The sequence below is a fragment of the Pseudoduganella namucuonensis genome (genome assembly GCF_900116645.1).
In the GTDB taxonomy this organism is placed as follows: Bacteria; Pseudomonadota; Gammaproteobacteria; order Burkholderiales; family Burkholderiaceae_D; genus Rugamonas; species Rugamonas namucuonensis.
On record NZ_FPBO01000029.1, the window covers coordinates 78,035 to 96,451 of the forward strand.

General features: G+C 70.4%; 16 protein-coding genes. 2 read left to right on the top strand and 14 right to left on the bottom strand.

Annotated features, from left to right (window positions below):
- Positions 1-46 precede the first annotated feature (46 nt).
- The 13 genes from BM436_RS25405 to BM436_RS25465 are packed head-to-tail and all read right to left on the bottom strand — an operon-like array spanning position 47 to position 15,787.
- Positions 47-1,636: a methyl-accepting chemotaxis protein gene (locus BM436_RS25405; protein ID WP_143133309.1), complete on the bottom strand. Its 1,590-nt coding sequence runs from the start codon at positions 1,634-1,636 to the stop codon at positions 47-49.
- A gap of 17 nt (positions 1,637-1,653) precedes the next feature.
- On the bottom strand, positions 1,654-2,589 hold the full coding sequence (locus BM436_RS25410) for an NAD-dependent epimerase/dehydratase family protein (RefSeq protein WP_093558330.1): 936 nt from the start codon (positions 2,587-2,589) through the stop codon (positions 1,654-1,656).
- Complete coding sequence (locus BM436_RS25415) at positions 2,586-3,581, bottom strand: fumarylacetoacetate hydrolase family protein (protein WP_093558331.1); 996 nt, start codon at positions 3,579-3,581, stop codon at positions 2,586-2,588. The genes BM436_RS25410 and BM436_RS25415 overlap by 4 nt, the downstream gene beginning before the upstream one ends.
- A gap of 43 nt (positions 3,582-3,624) precedes the next feature.
- On the bottom strand, positions 3,625-4,203 hold the full coding sequence (locus BM436_RS25420) for a cupin domain-containing protein (protein WP_093558332.1): 579 nt from the start codon (positions 4,201-4,203) through the stop codon (positions 3,625-3,627).
- Positions 4,204-4,219: 16 nt separating this feature from the next.
- The gene (locus tag BM436_RS25425) at positions 4,220-5,368 is read right to left on the bottom strand and encodes an MFS transporter (RefSeq protein ID WP_093558333.1); all 1,149 of its coding nucleotides are present in this window, start codon (positions 5,366-5,368) and stop codon (positions 4,220-4,222) included.
- Positions 5,369-5,379: 11 nt separating this feature from the next.
- Positions 5,380-6,522, bottom strand: a complete 1,143-nt coding sequence (locus BM436_RS25430) for an FAD-dependent oxidoreductase (RefSeq protein ID WP_093558334.1) — start codon at positions 6,520-6,522, stop codon at positions 5,380-5,382.
- Between the two features lie 45 nt (positions 6,523-6,567).
- Positions 6,568-6,909, bottom strand: coding sequence for a Rieske (2Fe-2S) protein (locus BM436_RS25435; RefSeq protein ID WP_093558335.1), 342 nt, complete (start codon positions 6,907-6,909; stop codon positions 6,568-6,570).
- A gap of 8 nt (positions 6,910-6,917) precedes the next feature.
- On the bottom strand, positions 6,918-7,898 hold the full coding sequence (locus tag BM436_RS25440) for a VOC family protein (protein WP_093558336.1): 981 nt from the start codon (positions 7,896-7,898) through the stop codon (positions 6,918-6,920).
- A 21-nt stretch (positions 7,899-7,919) separates the two neighbouring features.
- Entirely contained in the window at positions 7,920-9,080 is a 1,161-nt protein-coding gene (locus tag BM436_RS25445) for an alpha/beta hydrolase family protein (RefSeq protein ID WP_093558337.1), read from the bottom strand.
- Positions 9,081-11,537: an efflux RND transporter permease subunit gene (locus tag BM436_RS25450; protein WP_229490702.1), complete on the bottom strand. Its 2,457-nt coding sequence runs from the start codon at positions 11,535-11,537 to the stop codon at positions 9,081-9,083. It lies immediately after the preceding gene.
- Positions 11,534-12,757, bottom strand: a complete 1,224-nt coding sequence (locus tag BM436_RS25455; RefSeq protein WP_093558338.1) for a WD40/YVTN/BNR-like repeat-containing protein — start codon at positions 12,755-12,757, stop codon at positions 11,534-11,536. Before BM436_RS25455 ends, BM436_RS25450 begins: the two co-directional genes overlap by 4 nt.
- Positions 12,757-14,112, bottom strand: a complete 1,356-nt coding sequence (locus BM436_RS25460) for a DUF1329 domain-containing protein (protein WP_093558339.1) — start codon at positions 14,110-14,112, stop codon at positions 12,757-12,759. Before BM436_RS25460 ends, BM436_RS25455 begins: the two co-directional genes overlap by 1 nt.
- 22 nt (positions 14,113-14,134) lie before the next feature.
- Positions 14,135-15,787 (bottom strand): DUF1302 domain-containing protein, encoded by a 1,653-nt coding sequence (locus BM436_RS25465; protein WP_177307505.1) that lies wholly within the window; start codon positions 15,785-15,787, stop codon positions 14,135-14,137.
- A 120-nt stretch (positions 15,788-15,907) separates the two neighbouring features.
- On the opposite strand from BM436_RS25465, the gene BM436_RS25470 reads away from it, so the two are divergent.
- Both BM436_RS25470 and BM436_RS25475 read left to right on the top strand, forming a co-directional pair.
- On the top strand, positions 15,908-16,825 hold the full coding sequence (locus BM436_RS25470; RefSeq protein ID WP_093558341.1) for a LysR family transcriptional regulator: 918 nt from the start codon (positions 15,908-15,910) through the stop codon (positions 16,823-16,825).
- Between the two features lie 104 nt (positions 16,826-16,929).
- Positions 16,930-17,334, top strand: a complete 405-nt coding sequence (locus BM436_RS25475) for an antitoxin Xre/MbcA/ParS toxin-binding domain-containing protein (protein WP_093558342.1) — start codon at positions 16,930-16,932, stop codon at positions 17,332-17,334.
- 257 nt (positions 17,335-17,591) lie between these two features.
- On the opposite strand, the gene BM436_RS25480 is transcribed toward BM436_RS25475, so the two are convergent.
- Positions 17,592-18,380 (bottom strand): cyclase family protein, encoded by a 789-nt coding sequence (locus BM436_RS25480; protein ID WP_093558343.1) that lies wholly within the window; start codon positions 18,378-18,380, stop codon positions 17,592-17,594.
- Positions 18,381-18,417: the final 37 nt, after the last annotated feature.

Consider the following 18,417-nt stretch of genomic DNA (forward strand, 5'->3'; position numbering starts at 1 on the left):
GGGCGACGGCGCGGCGCGGCCGCCACGCCGCGGGCGACCGCGCGGGTCAGGCGGTCAATGCTGCGGGGCGGGCGCTCCCGGCGGCACGGGTGTGGAACATGCCCACCATGCGCACCAGCTCGCGCGACTGCCCGGCCAGCGTGGCGGCGGTGGCGACGGAGGCCTCGCCCATGCCGGCGTTCTGCCGCGTGACGGCGTCCAGCCGCCCCAGGGCCTGGTCGATGTCGCGCAGGCCCTCGTTCTGGCTGGCCGCCGCGTCGGACAGGCTGGCCACCAGGCCGGCCACCATGTCGGCCCGCTCCATCAGGGTGCGCGCCATGGCGACGGCGTGCCGCACGTCGCTGTTGCCGCCGGCGATGCGGGCGCTGGCCTCGCGGCTGAGCTCCCCGATCTGTTTGGCCGCTTCGGCGGCGCGCTGCGCCAGCGTGCGCACCTCGCTGGCCACCACCGCGAAGCCGCGCCCCTGTTCGCCGGCCCGCGCCGCCTCCACGGCGGCGTTCAGGGCCAGGATGTTGGTCTGGGCGGCGATGCCGCCGATGATGCCGACGATGCCGTCGATCTTGCGCGTGGCCAGCTCCACGCCGTCCATGCTGGCCCGCACGCGGACGATGGCCTGGTTCCCGTCCCGCGCGTGGCTGCGCACCTCGTCCGTGCAGGCGCTGGCCCGCAGGGCGTTTTCCGCGCTCGCCGCGACGGTGTCCGTCAAGGTGCGCAGCGAGGCGGCGGTTTGCCGCAGCTGCGCCGCCGCGTGCAGGTTGCGCTCCAATAGGGCGGTGCTGCCGTCGGCCACGTCCTGGCTGGCGCTGGCGACGGCGGCCGCCGTCTCGCCCACGCCGCCCACCATGCGCCGCAGTCTTTCCTGCATCGCGCCGATGGCCTTCAGCAGGCGTCCCAGTTCGTCGCCGCGCTGCGCGCGGACCTCCGATGTCAGGTCGCCCTCCGCGATGGCCACGGCGATGCCGGTGGCGTCGGCCACCGGGCGGGTGACCACGCGCGCCAGGCGCAGCGCGATGAATGTGCCGGCGATGGCGGAGAAGGCGAGCGACGCGGCCAGCAGCAATCGGGCTTGCCGCGCGCGCCCCCGGTCCCGCTGGTGGGTGGCCTGGTTGCGGCGGGTGATCTGGCCGACGATTTCGGCGATGCTGGTGCGCCAGTGCGCGTCGGCGCGTTCCACCTGCAGCAGCAGGGTGAGGCCCGCGTCGGCGCCGGCGCCGTTCATCACCAGTTCCACGGCGCGGGCGTGCACCGGTTCGGCCTGCGCGCGCTCGGCGCGGATGGCGGCCAGCTGGCGGCTCACGCCGTTGTCCTCTCCGGGCTCGGGCGGCAACGCGGCCAGCCGCGCCTCCACGTCGCGGTACCGCGCCTGGGCCGCTTGCAGCAGCGCGTGCTGGGTCTTGAGGTCTTCCGCGTCCGTCATCGGCAGCAGGGTGCGCTCCTGCATGCCGATGTCCAGCAGGGCGGCGTGCAGCAGGTGCGCCAGGTCCACCCGCCGCGCGTCGCGTTCGACCACGCGTTGCAGCTGCGCCGACATGGCGTCCAGCTGCCACAGGGCGAGCAGGGATGTCGCCGTAAACGGCAGCATCAACGCCGCCATGCCCAATAGTAGCCGCTGCCTCAGGCCTAGATTCACGCCCATGTCCCCTCCTTGTATTTTTATTTGAGTGCCGCTTGTATCAGCTGGTCGGCGTCGCCGTCGTGGCGGAAGCCCGCCGCCAGGGCGGCGGGCGTGTGCAACGGGGGCATGCGTCCGAACAGCGCGGTGATGCGCTCGTCCGGCTGGTGGCTCACCAGTTCGCGGCATCGCGGGCCGTATCGGCGCGCCAGCGCGTCCACGATGCCGTCCACGCTCAGCGTGAGCACCGGCAACTGCCAGGCGCGGGAGGCCGGCGCCGCGGCGGTGGACATCGCCGCCGCGTGCAGCAGGTTGGCGACGCAGCAGGGCAGGGACATCCACCACGCGGTGGCGTGCGGCGGCACCGGGCAGACATAGGGCTCGCCGGCGGCCAGCCTGCGCATCACGAGGCTCATGAAGGCCGAGCCGTGGCCGGACTCCGCGGGCGGCCGGGCCACGATGCCGGGCAGGCGCAGGCTGACGGCGTCGATGGCGCCGCGCCGGCTCAGGTCCGCCAGCGCGATCTCGGCCATCAGCTTGTGCGCGCCGTAGCTCAGCGCGGGCAGGGCCGGCTGGTGCTCGTGCGCGCCGCCGCTTCCCAAGTCGCCATACACGGCCACGGAGCTGGCGAACACCAGCCGGGCCGCGCGGCCGGATTCCCGGCCCTGGTCCGCCAGCCGGTGCGCGAGGGCCAGCGTGGCTTGCAGGTTGACCTCGAAGCCCAACTGGTATTCGCGCTCCGCCAGCGCGCCGGGCACGCTGGCCAGGTGGAACACGGTGTCGGGACGGTCCCGCAGCGCCTCGTCCAGCGCCGCGTGGTCGGTCAGCGATCCCAGTACCTGGCGCGCGCCGGGCGGAGCGGGCGCGTCGAACCGGTGGTCCAGCAACGTGAGGGTGTGGCCGGTGGTGGCCAGCAGTTCGCTGACCAGCGCGCCGCCGACATAGCCGTTGGCGCCGGTGACCAGGATATGGCTCATTGCGCGTTCCCCGCCGCCACCACGCGCTGCTCGATGACGCCGAACGGGCCGGCGCCGGCGGCCGCGCCGGGGCCGCGCGCCTCCATGCGCACCCGGTCGCCGAAGCGCATGAAGGCGGTGCGGGCTGCGCCGTCGTCCACCATCTCGATCACGCGGCGCTCTGCGATGCAGGCCGAACCCGCGGCGCGGCTGGCGTTGGACACGGTGCCGGTGCCGATGATGGTGCCGGCCGAGAGCCGCCGGGTGCGGGCGGCGTGGGCGATCAACTCGCCGAAGCCGAAGTGCATCTCGCCGCCGTGCGGGTGGCCGAAGTGTTCGCCGTTCCATTCCACGTGCAGTTCCAGTTGCACGCGCCCGTCGCGCCAGGCGTCGCCCAGCTCGTCCGGCGTGACCGCGACCGGCGCGAAACTGGTGGAGGGTTTGGCCTGCAGGAAGCCGAAGCCGGTGCGCATTTCGCGCGGGCCGAGGGCGCGCAGGCTCCAGTCGTTCAGTTGCACCAGCAGGCGCACGCTGTCCAGCGCCGCCCGCGGCGAGCTGCCCATCGGGACGGCGTCGACGATGACGCCGAATTCGCCCTCGAAATCGATGCCGTCGGCCTCGCTGGGCAGGGGCATGTCGGCGTGCGGGCCGAGGAAGTCGTCGCTGGCGCCCTGGTACATGAGGGGGATGGTTTGCAGGTCGGGGATGGGCGGCGTGCCGAAGGCCTGCTCCATCAGGTTGGCGTGGTTGAGGAAGGCGGAGCCGTCGCACCATTGCGGGCCGCGCGGCAGCGGGGCGGCGCAATCGCGCGGGTCGAAGGGCCGGCCTTCGATGGCGCCCGCGTTCAGGGCGTCGTAGCGGTCGCGCAGCGCGGCTTCGACGGCGGTCCAGTTTTGCAGCGCGTGCAGCAGCGTGGGCGCGAGGTCGCCCGCCTCGACGCAGCGCGCGAGGTCGCGCGAGACGATCAGCAGGCGCCCGTCGGTGGTGTGGTCTTGCAGGGTGGCGAATTTCATTGTTGGCGTTTCCTATATTGGGTTGATGGCCGCTGGATCCGCGTTAGCGCGCCGCCAGGCTGGCGGCGATGTCCGGCTCGTAGGCGCCGCCGATCAGGATGAACAGCATGCGGCAGGGCGCGCCGGAGCGGTTGGCCCAGGCGTGGTTGGTGCCGCGCTGAACCACCACGCTGCCCTGGCGCAGTTGCACTTCGCTGTCGTCCAGCACCAGGGTCAGCTCGCCCTCGATCACGATGCCGTAGTCGATGGACTCGGTGCGGTGCATCAGCGGATGGGGAGAGCTGGCCTTGACGGTGGATACGTCCTCGTCGCCGGCCTGGCTGAAGGCCTCCTTCATGCGGGCCGCGCCATGGGCGAGGAAGTCCTCGGTGTCGGGCGGGATGTCGACATAGCGGATGCGGCTGCCCCGCGCGGGCGGGGGCAGCATCAAGGGGCCGGTGGTCGGGTCGGCGCCGTTGCCGAGGACGGCGGGCGTGGCGTCCGTGCTCCACACCTCGTGGAAGACGGTGCCCGGTATGGCCGACAGTTCGACCACGGTGGGCAGCGGGCCGTTGGCGCTGACGATGGCTTTGCCGTCGGCGTCGTGGCCGGTGACGACGCGGTGGATTGCGGGGAATGGCATGTTCGAACTCCTCAAATCAAACGGCGGCGGGGAGGGGCTGGCGGCCCGCCCGCGCGAAACAGAAAACGGCGACCGCAGCGATCGCGGCGGCGGCGCCGCCCAGCACGCCGTAGCCGGCGCTGCCGACCAGCGTGCCGCCCAGCACGGGGCCGATGGCGGCGCCCGTCATCAGCATGGCCGGCGTGGCGGACAGGGCGCGGCCGCCCGGATCGAGCCTGGCGATCAGGCCGAAGGCGAAGGTGTGGGTGAAGATCATCACGGCGGCGAACACGGCGCCCGCGAAGGCGTAGGCCGCGAAGCCGGTGCTGTTGGCGATGGTGATGGCCAGCGCCGCCTGGATCACGGGCCCGCACAGCACCACCGTGCCGGCCCGCCAGCGGCGCTCCAGCAGCGCGGCCAGCGGCGCCGGCAGCAGGTTCACCAGGCCCAGCGCGACCAGCACGCCGGTGACGGCGGACGGCGCGTGGCCCCGGTCGGCGCCGATGCGTTCCAGGAAGCTGAACATCATCGCCTGCACCAGCCCCATGCAGCACAGGCCCAGGGCCGCGAACCACACGGCGCCGCTGACGGGGGCGGCCGGCGCCGCGGCGCCGGCGACCGCCGGGCCGCCACGCGGGAAGGCGAGGGCGCACACCACGGCCGCGACCAGCATCACGGCGGCGAACACCTGGAACAGGGCCGGGCCGCCCGCCGCCGCCACGATGTGCGGCGTGGCGCCGAGGAAGGCGATGGCGAACACGCCCAGCGCCAGGCCGGCCAGCGCGAAAGTCTGGTGCGGCCTCGCGCCGCGGCCTATGGTGCCGTGGGTGACGCTGAGCGCGGCGCCGGCGGCGGCCCCGGCCAGCGCGTGCAGCGCGGCCATGCCGGCGTAGCCGTCGCTGTGGGCCACGCCGAGAAACGCGGCGGCGGCCAGCGCGAAGCCGCAGGGCGCCACCAGCGCGCCGCGCAGGCGGTGGAAGCGCGGCGCGCAATACAGGCTGCTGGCCACGGCGCCCAGCAGGAACAGCGTGGCCAGCGCGCCGGCCTCCTGGGGCTTGAGGCCGTAGCGCGAGATCAGGGTGCCCACCCATACCGGCAGGGCCACCAGATCCACCATGCCGGCGCAGTGCGCCACCATCAGCGCGATGCGGCCGGGCCAGCGTTCCTTGACGTGATGTTCGCTCATGGCGGCTCCGCTCAGATCGGGGCGGCCAGCGCCATCAGCGTGGCGCGCATGATTTCCGCGTGCTCCGCCTTGTCGCCGCCGGTGATTTCGATCTCGCCCAGGCGGCCGGAATTCTCCACCACCATGCGGCAGCGTTCCCAGCGGCGCGCCTGGAAGCGTTCCAGCGCCTGGCCCACGTCCCCGGCCCTGTCCGCGGCGGCGGACAATTCCTCGGCCAGCACGATCGCGTCCTCGATGCCGATGCAGGCGCCGGAGGCCATGTGCGGCGTGGTGGCGTGCACGGTGTCGCCGATCAGCACCACCCGGCCGCGGTACCACGGCTGCTTGACCAGCAGCGATTCCAGCGGGCGGAAGACGATCCGCGCGTGCTCGTTGACCAGGGCCCTGCACTGCTGCATCAGCGGCGCGGAGAAGGGCGCCAGCAGCTCGGACAGCATGGGGGCGAAGCGGGCGGGATCGACGTGCACGTTCTCGGCGCGGTCCTCGGTCACGAACAGGTACATCTCGTCCTGCGACACCGGGTTCACGCCGGTCTTGATTTTCGGGCCCAGCCACATCGAGGCGCGCTCCAGTTCCCTTGGACGGGGCAGCACCGCGCGCCACACCGCCTGGCCGGTGTATTGCGGTTGCGGCGCCTCCGGCATGACGGCGGCGCGCACCGCGGAATACAGGCCGTCGGCGCCGATCACCAGGTCATAGCGGCCGGTGGCGCCGTCGGTGAAGGTGACGGTGACGCCGTCCGCGTCCTGCTCGATCGCCGTGAAGGTGCAGCCCAGGCGCACGTTGGCGCCGCTGGCGCGGGTGGCTTCGGCCAGGATTTTCGCCAGCACGGGACGCATGATGGCGCCGCCGCCCGGCACGTCGCCTCCGGCGATGCGCGGCGTGGGCAGGCTGCCCACCTGGTGGCCGTTGGGCAGGAACAGGTCCACGCCGTCGGAGGCGTAGCCGTGTTGCAGAAACTGGTCCAGCACGCCCAGCGTGCGGAAGGCGCGCAGCGTGGCGCCGCCCAGGCTGATGCCGGCGCCGTAGGAGCGCCAGCCGGGGTCGATCTCCACCACGTCCACCTCGAATTGCCGCTTGCGCAGTTCGATGGCGGCGGACATGCCGGAAAAACCGCCGCCGATGATCAGGATTTTCTTTGCAGGGGATGCCATGTTGTGTCTCCGTGTTTGATACTAGGTTGATGCTTGAAGTGGTTCCTATTGGACCAGATAAACGCAGCCGTCTTCGACGACCAGCCGCACCGGGGCCAGCGACTGGCCCAGGCAGGGCCCGCGCACGCAGGCGCCGTCCGCGATGCGGAACAGCGCGCCGTGCGCGGCGCAGACGATGTGGTCCCGCGCGGCGTCCAGGTAGGCGTGGCGGCGCCACGCCATGGGGGTGTCGCCGTAGTGCGGGCACTGGTCGCGGTAGCCGTACAGGCGCTGCCCCCGCCGCACCACGAACACGCTGTCCTGGCCGGCGCCTAGCGGGTCGAAGCCGCGCGATTCGCCGTCCGGCAGTTCGTCCAGGCGGCAGAGCAGGGTGGGCGAGGGGCGCATGGCGCGGCCTAGTGGGCGCCCGGGCCTTTGGCCGCGCCTGGCGCGCCGCCGGCCGCGCCCGGAGGCGGGCCGCCCGGCGCCCACTTGTCGCGCGACTGGAACAGGAACAGCTGCGAGGCGTCCGCGCTCATGGGCGCGCTGCGGGCGGTCCAGCTGGCGTCGTGCAGGTCCATGTCGGCATCGTATTCGACGTGGCAACCCAGCGGGCTGTTGAAGTACCAGAACCAGTTGGAGCCGAACTTGTGCCGGCCCGGGCCCCAGAACGACTGGTAGCCCTTGTTGACGAAGCGCGTCCCGGCCAGCATCAGCTCCGTCGGTCCGCCCAGGTGGAAGGTGAAGTGCTCGACGCCCTGCATGAACGGCGGGGTCTGGATCAGGAACAGCGTGTGGTGGTCCTGCGTGCCCGCCGGCTGCAGGAAGGGGCCGGCGCCGCCCAGCCGGTCGGTGCAGCGGAAGCCCAGGCGTTCCACGTAGAAGGCCTCGCCCTTGGCGATGTCCGGCACGAAGTACACCACGTGCGACAGGCTGCGCGGCCGCGCGACGGCTTGCTCGTCCACCGCGACCTGGTTCGGGCCGCGCGCGGCGGGGGCGCCCGGCGCGTTGACCGCCTCGGCCGCCAGCGTGATGGCGCGGCGCACGGTCACCTGGAAGCCCAGCGCGAAGCCCAGGTCGTCGGCCGATTCGATGGAGCCGTCCGGCAGGCGGCGCACTTCGCGGTCCTTGCCCAGTTCCGCGGCGATGGCCTCCAGCGTGGCAGGGTCGGCCACGCCGTACACGGTCTTGCGCAGCATGCTGGCGGTGGCCATGGGCGCCGGCAGGCCGGCGGCGTCCCTGCGGGCCAGGATGATGGCGGTGCCGTCCAGGGCTTCGAAGCGGCCGCCGTTGGCGTCCGCGTCCACCTGCGTCAGGCCGTAGTCGGTCAGGTACTGGGCGCAGGCGGCGATGTCGTCCACGCCGAAAACGAGGGCGTCGGGTCCGATGATGTTCATGTCGTGTTCTTTCTTTAAAAGTCAGTTGGCTACGCGGCCGCCCAGCGTTTCCGCCACCCAGTCCGCGATGTAGGCGCCGGCGTTGGCGGAATTGTCGAAGCTGGAGTGCTGCACGCCGCCTTCGCGCTCGGTGAAGATCTTCAACTGGCGTTTGGGGCTGTTGACCAGCTGCTCGTAGGTGCGCTGCGCCCAGTGCAGCGGAATCTGCGAGTCCTTCTCGCCGTGCGTGACCAGGAAGGGCACCTTGATTCGCTCGACCACGCCGTCCAGGTGCACGTTCTCGGCGATGCGCATGAAGTCCTCCTGGTCCTTCGCGCCCCACACCCAGCGCACGTGCTCCCAGTAGTGCGGCACGGGGAAGCTGCCTTCCTTCTGCAGGCGCTTCTTCTGCACGTCGCGCCAGTCGTGGTTGGCGCCCCACACCACGCCGCAGGCGAAGCGCGGTTCGAAGGCCACCGCGCGCGGGCAGTAGTAGCCGCCCAGCGACACGCCTTCCAGGCCGATGCGCCTGGCGTCGACCTCGGCGCGGGTCTCCAGCCAGTCCACCACCTTGGCGGCCCAGCGCTCGCTGTCGTACACCGCCGTCATGCCGTGCAGGCGCAAGGCCTCGCCGGTGCCCGGCTGGTCGATCACCAGCGAGGACACGCCGCGCTGCGCCAGCCAGCGCGGCAGGCCCACGCGCAGCTTCATTTCCTTGGTCGAATCCAGGCCGTTCACCTGCACCAGGATGGGGGCCGGGCCGGTGGCGTTCTCGGCCCGCACGTACAGGCCCGAGATGTGGGCGTCGCCGTAGGGGATCTCGACGCGCTCGCAGTTCTCGCCGCTCAGTTTCACGCCCTTGGCGAAGACGTCGAGGAAGCGGCGGTACAGCGCCTCGCGGCCCTCGGCGCCGTGGGCCTGCAGGCGTTCGGCGGTGAGGTAGTAGGTGGCGGCGCGGCTGTATTTGTCGCCGGCCGAGATCAGGCGGCCGCGGGCCTCGTCCTCCTCCGCCAGGCCGCACAGCTTGTCGGCCATGCGCGCCCAGGTTTCGCGGAAGGCGCGGGTGCCGGCGGCGTCGGGCTGGCGGGCGGCCTCCTGCAGCGGCGCGCACATCTCTTCGATCTCGCCTATCTTGGCGCCCATCTCGATGGCGAGATCGACGGACAGGTTCCAGACGTAGTTGGTGGGGAAATAGCGGAACATTCAAGACTCCTGTGGTTGAATCGGGGTTGCCACGGCCAGGCGTGGCGCCGGGCGTGGTGTAAGCAGGTAATGGGAAAGCGCCGGCACCAGGATCAGCGCGCCCAGCATGTTCCACAGGAACATGAAGGCCAGCAGCAGGCCCATGTCGGCCTGGAACTTGATGGGGCTGAACACCCAGGTGACGACGCCGGCGGCCAGGGTCACGCCGGTCAGCATCACCACCTTGCCGGTGAAGAGCAGGGCGCGGTGGTAGGCGTCCCGCAGCGTGGCGCCGGCGCGCAGCTGGGCCAGCGTGATGCTGAGGATGTACAGCGCGTAGTCCACGCCGATGCCCACGCCCAGCGCGATCACCGGCAAGGTGGCGACCTTGACGCCCATGCCGAAGGCGACCATCAGCGCCTCCGCCATCACGGAGGTGAGCATCAGCGGCAGCACGGCCACCAGCACCGCGCGCCAGGAGCGGAAGGTGATGAAGCACAGCAGCACCACGGCGCCGTACACCAGGAACAGCATGTTGCGCCAGGCGTCGCGCACCACCACGTTGGTGGCCGCCTCGATGCCGGCCGAACCGGCGGCCAGCAGGAATTGCACGTCCCTGGTGTCGTTGGCGCGGGCGAAGGTCTCGACGTGGGCCACCACGCGGGCCAGCGTGTCGGCCTTGTGGTCGCGCAGGTAGACGTACAGCGTGAGCAGGCCGCAGCTGTCGTTGTACAGGCCGCGCGGCGCGCCGGCGGTGACGGTGTTCAGCATGCTCTGGTTGGGCAGGAACTCGTACCACTTGGGGTTGCCCTCGTTCAGGCCCGCCAGCACGCGGCGGTTCAGCAGCGACAGGCTGTTGGTGGTTTCCACGCCGTCCACCTGGCGCAGCTGCCATTCCAAGGCGTCGACCCTGTTCAGGGTGTCGTACAGAGAGCATAGGCCGTCGGGCGTCTTCACCATCACCGCCAGCACGTCGCTGGAGGCGCCGTAGGAGGCGGCGAGGGCGGCCACGTCGCGGTTGTAGCGGCTGTCGGCGCGCAGTTCCGGGGCGCCCGGATCGAGGTCGCCGATCTTCAACTGGGTGCTCATCGCGAACGCCCCCGCCGCCAGCAGCGCGGCCACCACGATGGCCGGCAGCGCGCGGCGGCGTTCGGTGAAGCCGGCCAGCGCGGCCCAGAAGCCACGCTGCGCGGCGCCGGCCTTCCGCGCGTCGTCGTCGTTCGGTGCGTCGGTGCCAGGCTGCGGATCGTCCCGCAGGCTGCGGGCGGCGGCGGCGGTGTTCACGCCGGTGTAGCTGAGCAGCACCGGCAGCAGGATCAGGTTGGTGAAGATCAGCATGGCCACGCCCAGCGAGGCGGCCACCGCCAGTTCGCGGATGACGGCGATGTCGATGGTGGCCAGCACGGCGAAGCCCACGGCGTCGGCCAGCAGGGCGGTGAGGCCGGCCAGGAACAGGCGGCGGAAGGTGTAGCGTGCCGCCACCAGCTTGTGCATGCCGCGGCCGATGTCCTGCATGATGCCGTTCATCTTCTGGGCGCCGTGGCTCATGCCGATGGCGAACACCAGGAAGGGCACCAGGATGGAGTAGGGATCGAGCTCGTAGCCCAGCATGGGCAGCGCGCCCAGTTGCCACACCACGGCGATCAGCGACGCCAGCACCACCAGCGCGGTGGAGCGCGAGCAGCGGGTGTAGAAATACACCATGGCGGTGGCGATGGCCACGGCGATGGCGAAGAACACCAGCACCGCGCGCACGCCGTCTATCAGGTCGCCCACCAGTTTGGCGAATCCGGTGACGTGGATGCGCACGCCCTGTTGCTCGTACTTGGCGCGCAGCGCTTCCAGGCGCTGGCTGAAGCGGCCGTAGTCCAGCGCCTTGCCTTCGCCGTCCTTGACCAGCAGCGGCACGTAGATGACGCTGGACTTGCCATCGAAGGACACCAACTGGCCGATCTCGCCGGAGCGGGCCACGTTGGCCCGCAGTTGCGCCAGGCTGGCGGGGCCGCCGTCGTAGCCGTCCGGGATCACGGGGCCGCCCTCCAGGCCGTCCTCGGTGACGCCGACCCAGCGGGTGGCGGGCGTCCACAGGGATTTCATTTGGGTGCGCGCCACGCCGGGCAGCAGGAACACTTCCTCGCTCAGCTTGCGCAGCGTTTCCAGGTAGGCCTGGTCGTAAATGCTCCCTTTCGGGTTGTCGACCGCGATGCGCACGGCGTTGCCCAGGCCCGTCAGCTCGTTCTGGTGGGCGAGGTAGTTCTGTATCCAGGGGTGCCGCTTGGGGATGGTCTTCTCGAAGCTGGCGTTGATGCCCAGTTTCGTGGTCTGCCAGCCGAGCAGGATGGTGACCAGCGCGCAAGCCAGCAGCACCAGCAGGCGGTGGTTGAACAGCAGGCGCTCGATCGGGGAGCCGGATCGGCTGTCGAACTGCCCGGCGCCGGCGGCGGGGACGGGTGCGTCCAGTTGGTCGGACATGTTCATGGCTTGCCTCCAGCGGCTTGGGCGGGCAGCGGCACCAGGCCCTGTATGGTCAAGGCGAGCAGTGCGCCGTTGTTCAGTTCCAGCAGGCCGGTGAGCGGCGGCAGCGGGGCGGAGGGCATGGGGACCAGTGCCAGGCCTTCCCGGGCCAGCAGCATGCCGGCCTGGTTGACGAAGACCAGCTTGCCGTTGGCGCGGGTTGCCGACGCGGTGATCGACACCGGCGCCGGGCTGGCGAGCTGCCGCCAAGTGCGGCCGGCATCGGCCGATTGCCAGGCGTTGCCGCGCAGGCCTGCGAGAACGATGGTGGGGCCCGTGGCCGATGGCGCCGGGTTGGATGCGATTCCGTCGCTCCCGCGCAGGCGGGAGCCCAAGTTCGCGTCCCCGGCGCCGCAGCAAGCCTTGGATTCCCGCCTGCGCGGGAATGACGGAATGGCCGCCTCGGGGCCGCCCTCTGCGCCATTCGGGACCGTGGCCACCAGTTCGGCGGTGAAGAAGCTGCCCTCGTATGGAACGCGCAGGCGCTGGAAGCTGCGCCCGGCGTCGGTGGACAGCAGGGCCAGGCCCCGTTCGCCGGCGATCAGGATGGTGTCGCCGCGCTGGCGCACCGTGTTCAGGTGCAGGCCCTGGGGATTGTCCATGCGCGCCATCCAGGGCGTCCAGGTCTGGCCGCCGTCGTCGCTGCCGAAGGCCAGGCCGTAGGCGCCCACCGCCAGCATGCGGCCGCCGCCCATCAGGCAGATGTCCAGCAGCGGCTTGTCGGCGCCGTCGGCGGCCAGGCGCTCGGCGTCCCGCAAGGCGGCGGCGTCGTTGCGGGCCTTGGCCGATTCCATCGCCAGCGCGGCGATGCGCTGGCCGTCCAGCGCGCGCCGCCACTGGCCGCCGCCGTCCCGCGTGACCAGCGCCACGCCGGCGTGGCCGACGGCCACGCCCAGCTTGGCGTCGGCGAAACGCACCGCCGTCAAGGTCACGCTGGTGGGGACGGCGGCTTGTACCCACTTGGCCCCGCCGTCGTCGCTGGTGAGCACGAGGCCGCGTTCGCCGACGGCGACGATGCGCGCGCCGGCCATGGCCGCGCCCAGCATCACCGCCTGCGCGGCGCGCGGCGACATCACCGCGGGGCGGTCGAGGGCGGCGCCGGCCGGCCCCGGCGCCGCCGCGCCGGCGGCTTGGGCCTGCGCCGCCAGCAACAGCAGGCACAGGGTGGTCGAAGGCAGTCGCATCACCGCGCGCCCTCGCCGGTCATCGCGTCGGGCGTGAACAGGCTGTCCTCGAAACGCGGCTTGAGCGGGTACTGCGCGCTCTTGCTGTTGTACAGGTTGCCGATGAAGCCGGTGCCCGAGATCAGGTCGTTGAAGCCGAACGCGCCGATCACGGTGCCGGGCAGGTCGGGCGCGACGAAGGTGTGCGACCACAGCGTCTTCCACAGCTGGCCGTTGGCGTCCCAGCGGTCGGCCAGCACGCAGTTCCAGCTGTCCTCGTCGCAGTAGTAGCGGCTCTTCGGCGCCTGGTGGCGCTGGCCGGCGCGCAGCGCGGCCTCCACCACCCACACGCGGTGGCGCTCCCAGCGCACGAAGTCCGGGTTCAGGAAGTTCGGCCCCATCACCTCGGCGTCGGTCTTGGGCTGCAGCAGCTTGTTGCCGTTGTAGGGGATCAGCATCTCCTGCTTGCCGACCAGTTTCCAGTCGAAGCGGTCGATGCGGCCGTTCCACGTCTCCAGCTCGTCGAAGCTCATCACGCCCGCCGTCGCCGGCGTCGGCGTGTCGCAGCAGGGATTGGGCAGCTTGCGCACGCGGCGCTGGCCGGTCAGGTAGACCCAGGCCTGGTCCTTGCTGGGGTCGACGCTGGTGCGACCGATGATGGCCTCGCCGGCGCGGATCGGCGGGCCGCTGTTGATCAGGCGCACCAGCCAGAACTCGTTCGACTTGGCGAACTGCTCGGGCGTGCCGTCCTGGAAGTAGTAGGGCATCTGCTGGTCCGCCGCGCCGCTGGTGGTGAGCACCGCCTTGCCGTCGGCCGTCAGCTGGTACTGGTTGACGATGAACTGCCACGAGGTGCCGCGCCAGCGCAGGATGTGGTTCCAGATCACCTCCGCGCCGGTCTTCGGCACGGGGAAGGGCACGCCGCCGTAGGCGCCGGTGACCGCGTCCGAGACCAGCTTGGCGCGCGTGGCGTTCTTGAAGGTGTTGTCGTATACCCACTGCGGCGCGGCGGCGGTGCGGTGGGTGGGATAGACGTCGAGGCGGTAGGCCGGATACTTCTTCAGCATGGCCTTGGTGCCGTCGGTGAGCACGGCCGCGTACTGGTCCGCGTTCTTGGCCGTCACGGTGTACAGGGGTTTCTCGTCCTTGAACGGGTCGCCGCGGCGTCCGCCCGGCTTGTCGCCGGGGATGGGCGTCAGGTGGCCGCCGGTCCAGGCCGGGATGGTGCCGTCCTTGTTGCCGGCTTTTTCGCCGCCCAGCGGGGTCAGCTCGGTTTTCAGCTTGGCCGCCTCCTCGGGCGTCACGGCGGCGTGGCCGGGCAGCGCCGCGGCGAGGGCGGCCAGGGCGGCCATGGCGGGGATCAGGTGTCGTTGCATGCTTGTCTCCAGTGTCTTGTGGTCAGAAGGTGCGGCGCACGGACAGCGACAGGTGGTCGCGGTCGGCCAGCGGGTTGCCGCTGCTGTAGACGGCGTGGCCGCCGGTCAGCAAGGGCTTGTAGTTGACGAAGGGTTCGGCCTTGCCCAGGTATTTGTTGTAGTTGAGCGAGAACTGCCACACGCCCTGGTAGGTGCCGTCCACGCCCAGCGTGGCGCTGCCGGTGTGGCGCGCGCCCCAGCTTTGGCCAGTGATGGCCGAATTGCCGTGCAGCGCGTAGCGCAGGCCCAGCGGCACGCTCAGGTCCAGCCCGGGCAGCGGCTGGCGGTAGGCGGGCGAGAAGATCAGCTGCAGCGCGCTGGCGTCGCGGGTGCGCAGTTCGTCCACCGTGTGCGCGGGGTCGTCGGCCGACAGCACGCGGTTCCACGCCAGTTCGCCGATCAGCGTGGCCTCGCGGGACAGGAAGCTGGGGCCCAGGGTTGTGAGCCAGGACAGGTTGACGTGCGCGGTGCGGCCGCGCGCGTAGCGGGGCTCGGCCTGCACGTTGGGGTAGACGATGTTGGCGTTCACCAGCGGCATGTCGTCGCGGAAGGAGACCTCCAGCGCCAGGTTGGTGTTGTCCAGCGAACGGGTGGCGCTGAAGCCGGCCGTGGTGACGGCGTCCGGGAACACGTAGTACCAGCTTCCCGGCGCCGGGCCGGTCACGTTCAGGCGCGAATAGAACACGCCGGACTTGTCGTGGTAGCGCGCGGCGTAGAAGCCCAGGTCGGTCTCGTCCAGGCGCCATTTGAGCTGCGCGCCGAATTGGCCGTGGTCCGAGGGCTGGCGCTCGGCGCCGGGCAGCAGCACGTTGGTGGCGATGAACTCCGGCAGCGTGGAGCCGCCCCAGATGTTGTTGGCGGTGTTGAAGTAGCTGCCGGCCGGCGCCATGCGGTCGGCCTCCCAGCGGAACTGGTAATAGGCGCCCAGCATCACGTCCGGATTGAGCTGCAACTGGCCAGACACTTGCTGCACCGGGCGGATGATCTCCTTGAACTGCGCGTTGGGCGACGATTGCAGCTTCATGATGTCGATCGGTCCCTGCGCGCGGGCGATGCCGTTGTCGCCGAAGAACAGCGATTCGCCGTAGACCAGGGCGTGCCGGCCGAGGCGGGCGTTCAGCTTGGCGCCGTCGCCCAGGTCCCAGCCGCCGAAGACGAAGGCGTCCAGCAGTTCCGCCTTGCGGCCGGCCAGTTGGCGGGTGGACTCGGGGAAGGCGTTGTACGGGGTCTGGCCGTTGGCGCGGTCGGCCGCGTCGGTGGCGCCCTCGTAGGCGTGGTCGTACCAGGCCGCGGCGCTCACGCGCAGGCCGTAGCGCTTGCGGTACACGGCGTCGAATTCGCTCAGCAGGTCCACCCGCCTGGACACCAGGCCACGGTTGCGGAAGTTGTCGTTGCCGGCGTTGAAGTTCAGCGCCTGCGGGAAGGCCGACGCGGCCACGCCGGGCGCCAGCAGGCGCACGCTGTCCACCAGCGCCGGGTCGGCGTCGTGCAGGCGGTACAGCGTGCTCGCCTTGAGGGTGTTGTCGAAGCGCAGGCTCCAGTCCGGGTCGGCCAGTTCCAGTTCCGCCGCGTGGACCGCGCCGGCCGCCAGCAGGGCCGCCGCGATGGCGGTCGGCCTTAGCACCTTGTTCTGCATGTTGTCTCCGTCGAATTGTGTTTTTGGAGTCGCCAGTTTGCCGATGGACGGTATATGTGTAAAATTGATTCTCTGCATGCGTTGTATCTATCGCGTGGATACTTATAAGGAGGAGACCCCATGCGCTTCAACAAACTGGATCTGAACCTGCTGGTGGCGCTGGACGCGCTGTTCAGCATGCGCAGCGTGAGCCGCGCGGCCGAGCATCTGCACATGAGCCAGTCCGCGCTCAGCAGCGCGCTGGGGCGCCTGCGCGAGTACTTCGACGACGAGTTGCTGGTGCAGGTGGGGCGGCAGATGGAGCTCACGCCGCGGGCCGAGATGCTGCGCGAGCCGGTGCGCGACGTGCTGGTGCGGGTGGACACCACCATCACGGCGACGCCGTATTTCGACGCCACGCTGTCGGACCGCGAGTTCCGCATCTTCGTGTCCGACTTTTCGATGGCGGTGCTGATGCCGCACATGCTGGCGCTGGCGCAGCAGCAGGGTGCCTCGGTGCGTTTCCAGTTGCTGCCGCAGCAACGCCATCCGCAGCACGCGCTGGAGCAGGGCGACGCCGATTTGCTGGTGATCCCGCAGGAATTCTGCTCGCCCGCGCATCCCACGGAGCGGCTGTTCGACGAGGGGTTCTGCTGCGTGGTGTGGGACCAGAGCAGCCACGCGCGCAATGGGCTGAGCCGCGACCAGTACATCGCGGCGGGACACGTGGTGATGCAGCCGCCCTCCACCGGGCAGTCGCTGGAGGCGCTGTCGATGAAGCGGACGGGGATCGAGCGGCGGGTGGAGGTGACGACGTACAGCTTCCTGGCGGCGCCCTTCCTGGTGGTGGGGACGGACCGCGTGGCCACGGTCCATCGCCGCATGGCGCGGCGGCTCGGCGCCGCGCTGCCCATCGCGCTGCTGCCGATGCCCGTGCCGATCGACGGCATGGAGCAGGCGATGCAGTGGCACAAGTACCGCAGCCTGGACCCGGGCATGATGTGGCTGCGCGGCCTGCTGCACGAGGCCGTGCTGCGCATGGATGCCGGCCTGGGCTAGTGCTGCGCTATGGTTGGCGCTTAAATTTTCCCGCAACGGCGGGCGCTTGCGGCCGACTGCGTTGAGTGCAATAATAGTGCAGATTTAGTGCACAAGGAGGATGTATGGTGACCGTCGCGGTTGATCCCGTTCCTGTTTTCGAGCGCAACTTCGATCGCTTCCTCGATTTCCTCAATGGCGGTGCCGGCCGCGCGTCGCTCTCGCCGAAGCGCTTCGGCCAGGTGCTGAACCTGGACATGCAGACTCTGGCGGCGAACGCGCACGTGCACCGCAACACTATTTCGCGCGCGCCGGAGGCCGAGAGCGTCCAGCGCCACCTGCGCGATTCGGTGCGCGTCATGCGCGCCGCCACCGACGTCTCCGGCAGCATCGAAAAGGCCATTTTCTGGTTCAAGAACCATCCGCTGCCGGCCTTCGACTACAAGACGCCGCAGGCGCTGGTCTCGGACGGCCGCACTGAGGATGTGATCCGCTACCTGCAATCGCTGCAGGCGGGATTCACCGGATGATCCTGGCCGCGCTCGATACCGTCGCGTATCGTGTGCACGACCCGAAATGGGCGTTCGCGCCGGTGTGCCGTCGACGTCTACGATCCGAACCACGCGCTTCCGCGCGATCAAGCGTCCTGGGAATAGCGCCGCACCACGCATGGCGGGAGAAATGTTTCCCTCGGGTTTTTGGCCGCTCGCTACCGCTGCGGTTTACGCCTTGCCTGGCTAGCAAACGCATCATTTTTATACGCGCCCACCAAGAACGCAACACTACACTATTCCTCGAAGATGGCCACCGCGCGGGTCCAGCCGGCGGAGGCGCCGCGGATCTTGTGCGGGAAGCAGCTGATGGTGAAGCCGTTCGGCGGCAGCGCTTCCAGGTTGTGCATCTTCTCCAGGTGGCAGTAGCCGATGTCGCGGCCGGCCTTGTGGCCTTCCCAGATCAGCGAGGTGTCGCCGCTTTCCTGGATGCGCCTGGCCGTGTGGCTGAACGGCGCGTCCCAGCTCCAGGCGTCGGTGCCGGTCAGGCGCACGCCGCGTTCCAGCAGGTACATGGTGGCCTCGTAGCCCATGCCGCAGCCGGCGTTCACATAGTCGTTGCTGCCGTAGCGCGAGCCGGCGCGCGTGTTGACCACCACGATGTCCAGCGGCTGGAGGACATGGCCGATGCGCGCCAGCTCCGCCTCCACCTCGGCCGCGCCGACCACGTGGCCGTCCGGCAGGTGGCGGAAGTCCAGCTTCACGCCGTTCTGGAAGCACCATTCCAGCGGCACCTCGTCGATGGTGATGGAGCGCTCCGGCTCGCCCAGTTTGCGGTTCATGGTGGAGTGGAAGTGGTAGGGCGCGTCCAAGTGGGTGCCGCTGTGCGTGGTCAGGCGCACCCATTCGGCGGCGGCGGCCTCGCCGTCGGGGAAGTCCGAGGCCTTGGTGCCGGGCAGCATGTGCATGAATTCGCCTATGGTGTCCTTGTGGGTCTGGTATTCGATCTTCGGCGCCAGCATGGGCGGGTCCGAAAGCACGTCGTTTTCCAGGTAAATCGAGAGATCGACAAAGCGGCGCGGCATCGCGTGTTCCTTTCAGTGTGAGTGCGCCAGAGCATAT

Excerpts from the sequence above, each read along its gene's own strand:
- BM436_RS25430 (WP_093558334.1), bottom strand. The coding sequence starts at position 6,522 with ATGGCATCCCCTGCAAAGAAAATCCTGATCATCGGCGGCGGTTTTTCC.
- BM436_RS25450 (WP_229490702.1), bottom strand. The coding sequence starts at position 11,537 with ATGAACATGTCCGACCAACTGGACGCACCCGTCCCCGCCGCCGGCGCC.
- BM436_RS25405 (WP_143133309.1), bottom strand. The coding sequence starts at position 1,636 with ATGGGCGTGAATCTAGGCCTGAGGCAGCGGCTACTATTGGGCATGGCG.
- BM436_RS25455 (WP_093558338.1), bottom strand. The coding sequence starts at position 12,757 with ATGCGACTGCCTTCGACCACCCTGTGCCTGCTGTTGCTGGCGGCGCAG.
- BM436_RS25480 (WP_093558343.1), bottom strand. The coding sequence starts at position 18,380 with ATGCCGCGCCGCTTTGTCGATCTCTCGATTTACCTGGAAAACGACGTG.
- BM436_RS25470 (WP_093558341.1), top strand. The coding sequence starts at position 15,908 with ATGCGCTTCAACAAACTGGATCTGAACCTGCTGGTGGCGCTGGACGCG.
- BM436_RS25420 (WP_093558332.1), bottom strand. The coding sequence starts at position 4,203 with ATGCCATTCCCCGCAATCCACCGCGTCGTCACCGGCCACGACGCCGAC.
- BM436_RS25425 (WP_093558333.1), bottom strand. The coding sequence starts at position 5,368 with ATGAGCGAACATCACGTCAAGGAACGCTGGCCCGGCCGCATCGCGCTG.
- BM436_RS25415 (WP_093558331.1), bottom strand. The coding sequence starts at position 3,581 with ATGAAATTCGCCACCCTGCAAGACCACACCACCGACGGGCGCCTGCTG.
- BM436_RS25445 (WP_093558337.1), bottom strand. The coding sequence starts at position 9,080 with ATGTTCCGCTATTTCCCCACCAACTACGTCTGGAACCTGTCCGTCGAT.
- BM436_RS25460 (WP_093558339.1), bottom strand. The coding sequence starts at position 14,112 with ATGCAACGACACCTGATCCCCGCCATGGCCGCCCTGGCCGCCCTCGCC.
- BM436_RS25440 (WP_093558336.1), bottom strand. The coding sequence starts at position 7,898 with ATGAACATCATCGGACCCGACGCCCTCGTTTTCGGCGTGGACGACATC.
- BM436_RS25475 (WP_093558342.1), top strand. The coding sequence starts at position 16,930 with ATGGTGACCGTCGCGGTTGATCCCGTTCCTGTTTTCGAGCGCAACTTC.
- BM436_RS25410 (WP_093558330.1), bottom strand. The coding sequence starts at position 2,589 with ATGAGCCATATCCTGGTCACCGGCGCCAACGGCTATGTCGGCGGCGCG.
- BM436_RS25435 (WP_093558335.1), bottom strand. The coding sequence starts at position 6,909 with ATGCGCCCCTCGCCCACCCTGCTCTGCCGCCTGGACGAACTGCCGGAC.
- BM436_RS25465 (WP_177307505.1), bottom strand. The coding sequence starts at position 15,787 with ATGCAGAACAAGGTGCTAAGGCCGACCGCCATCGCGGCGGCCCTGCTG.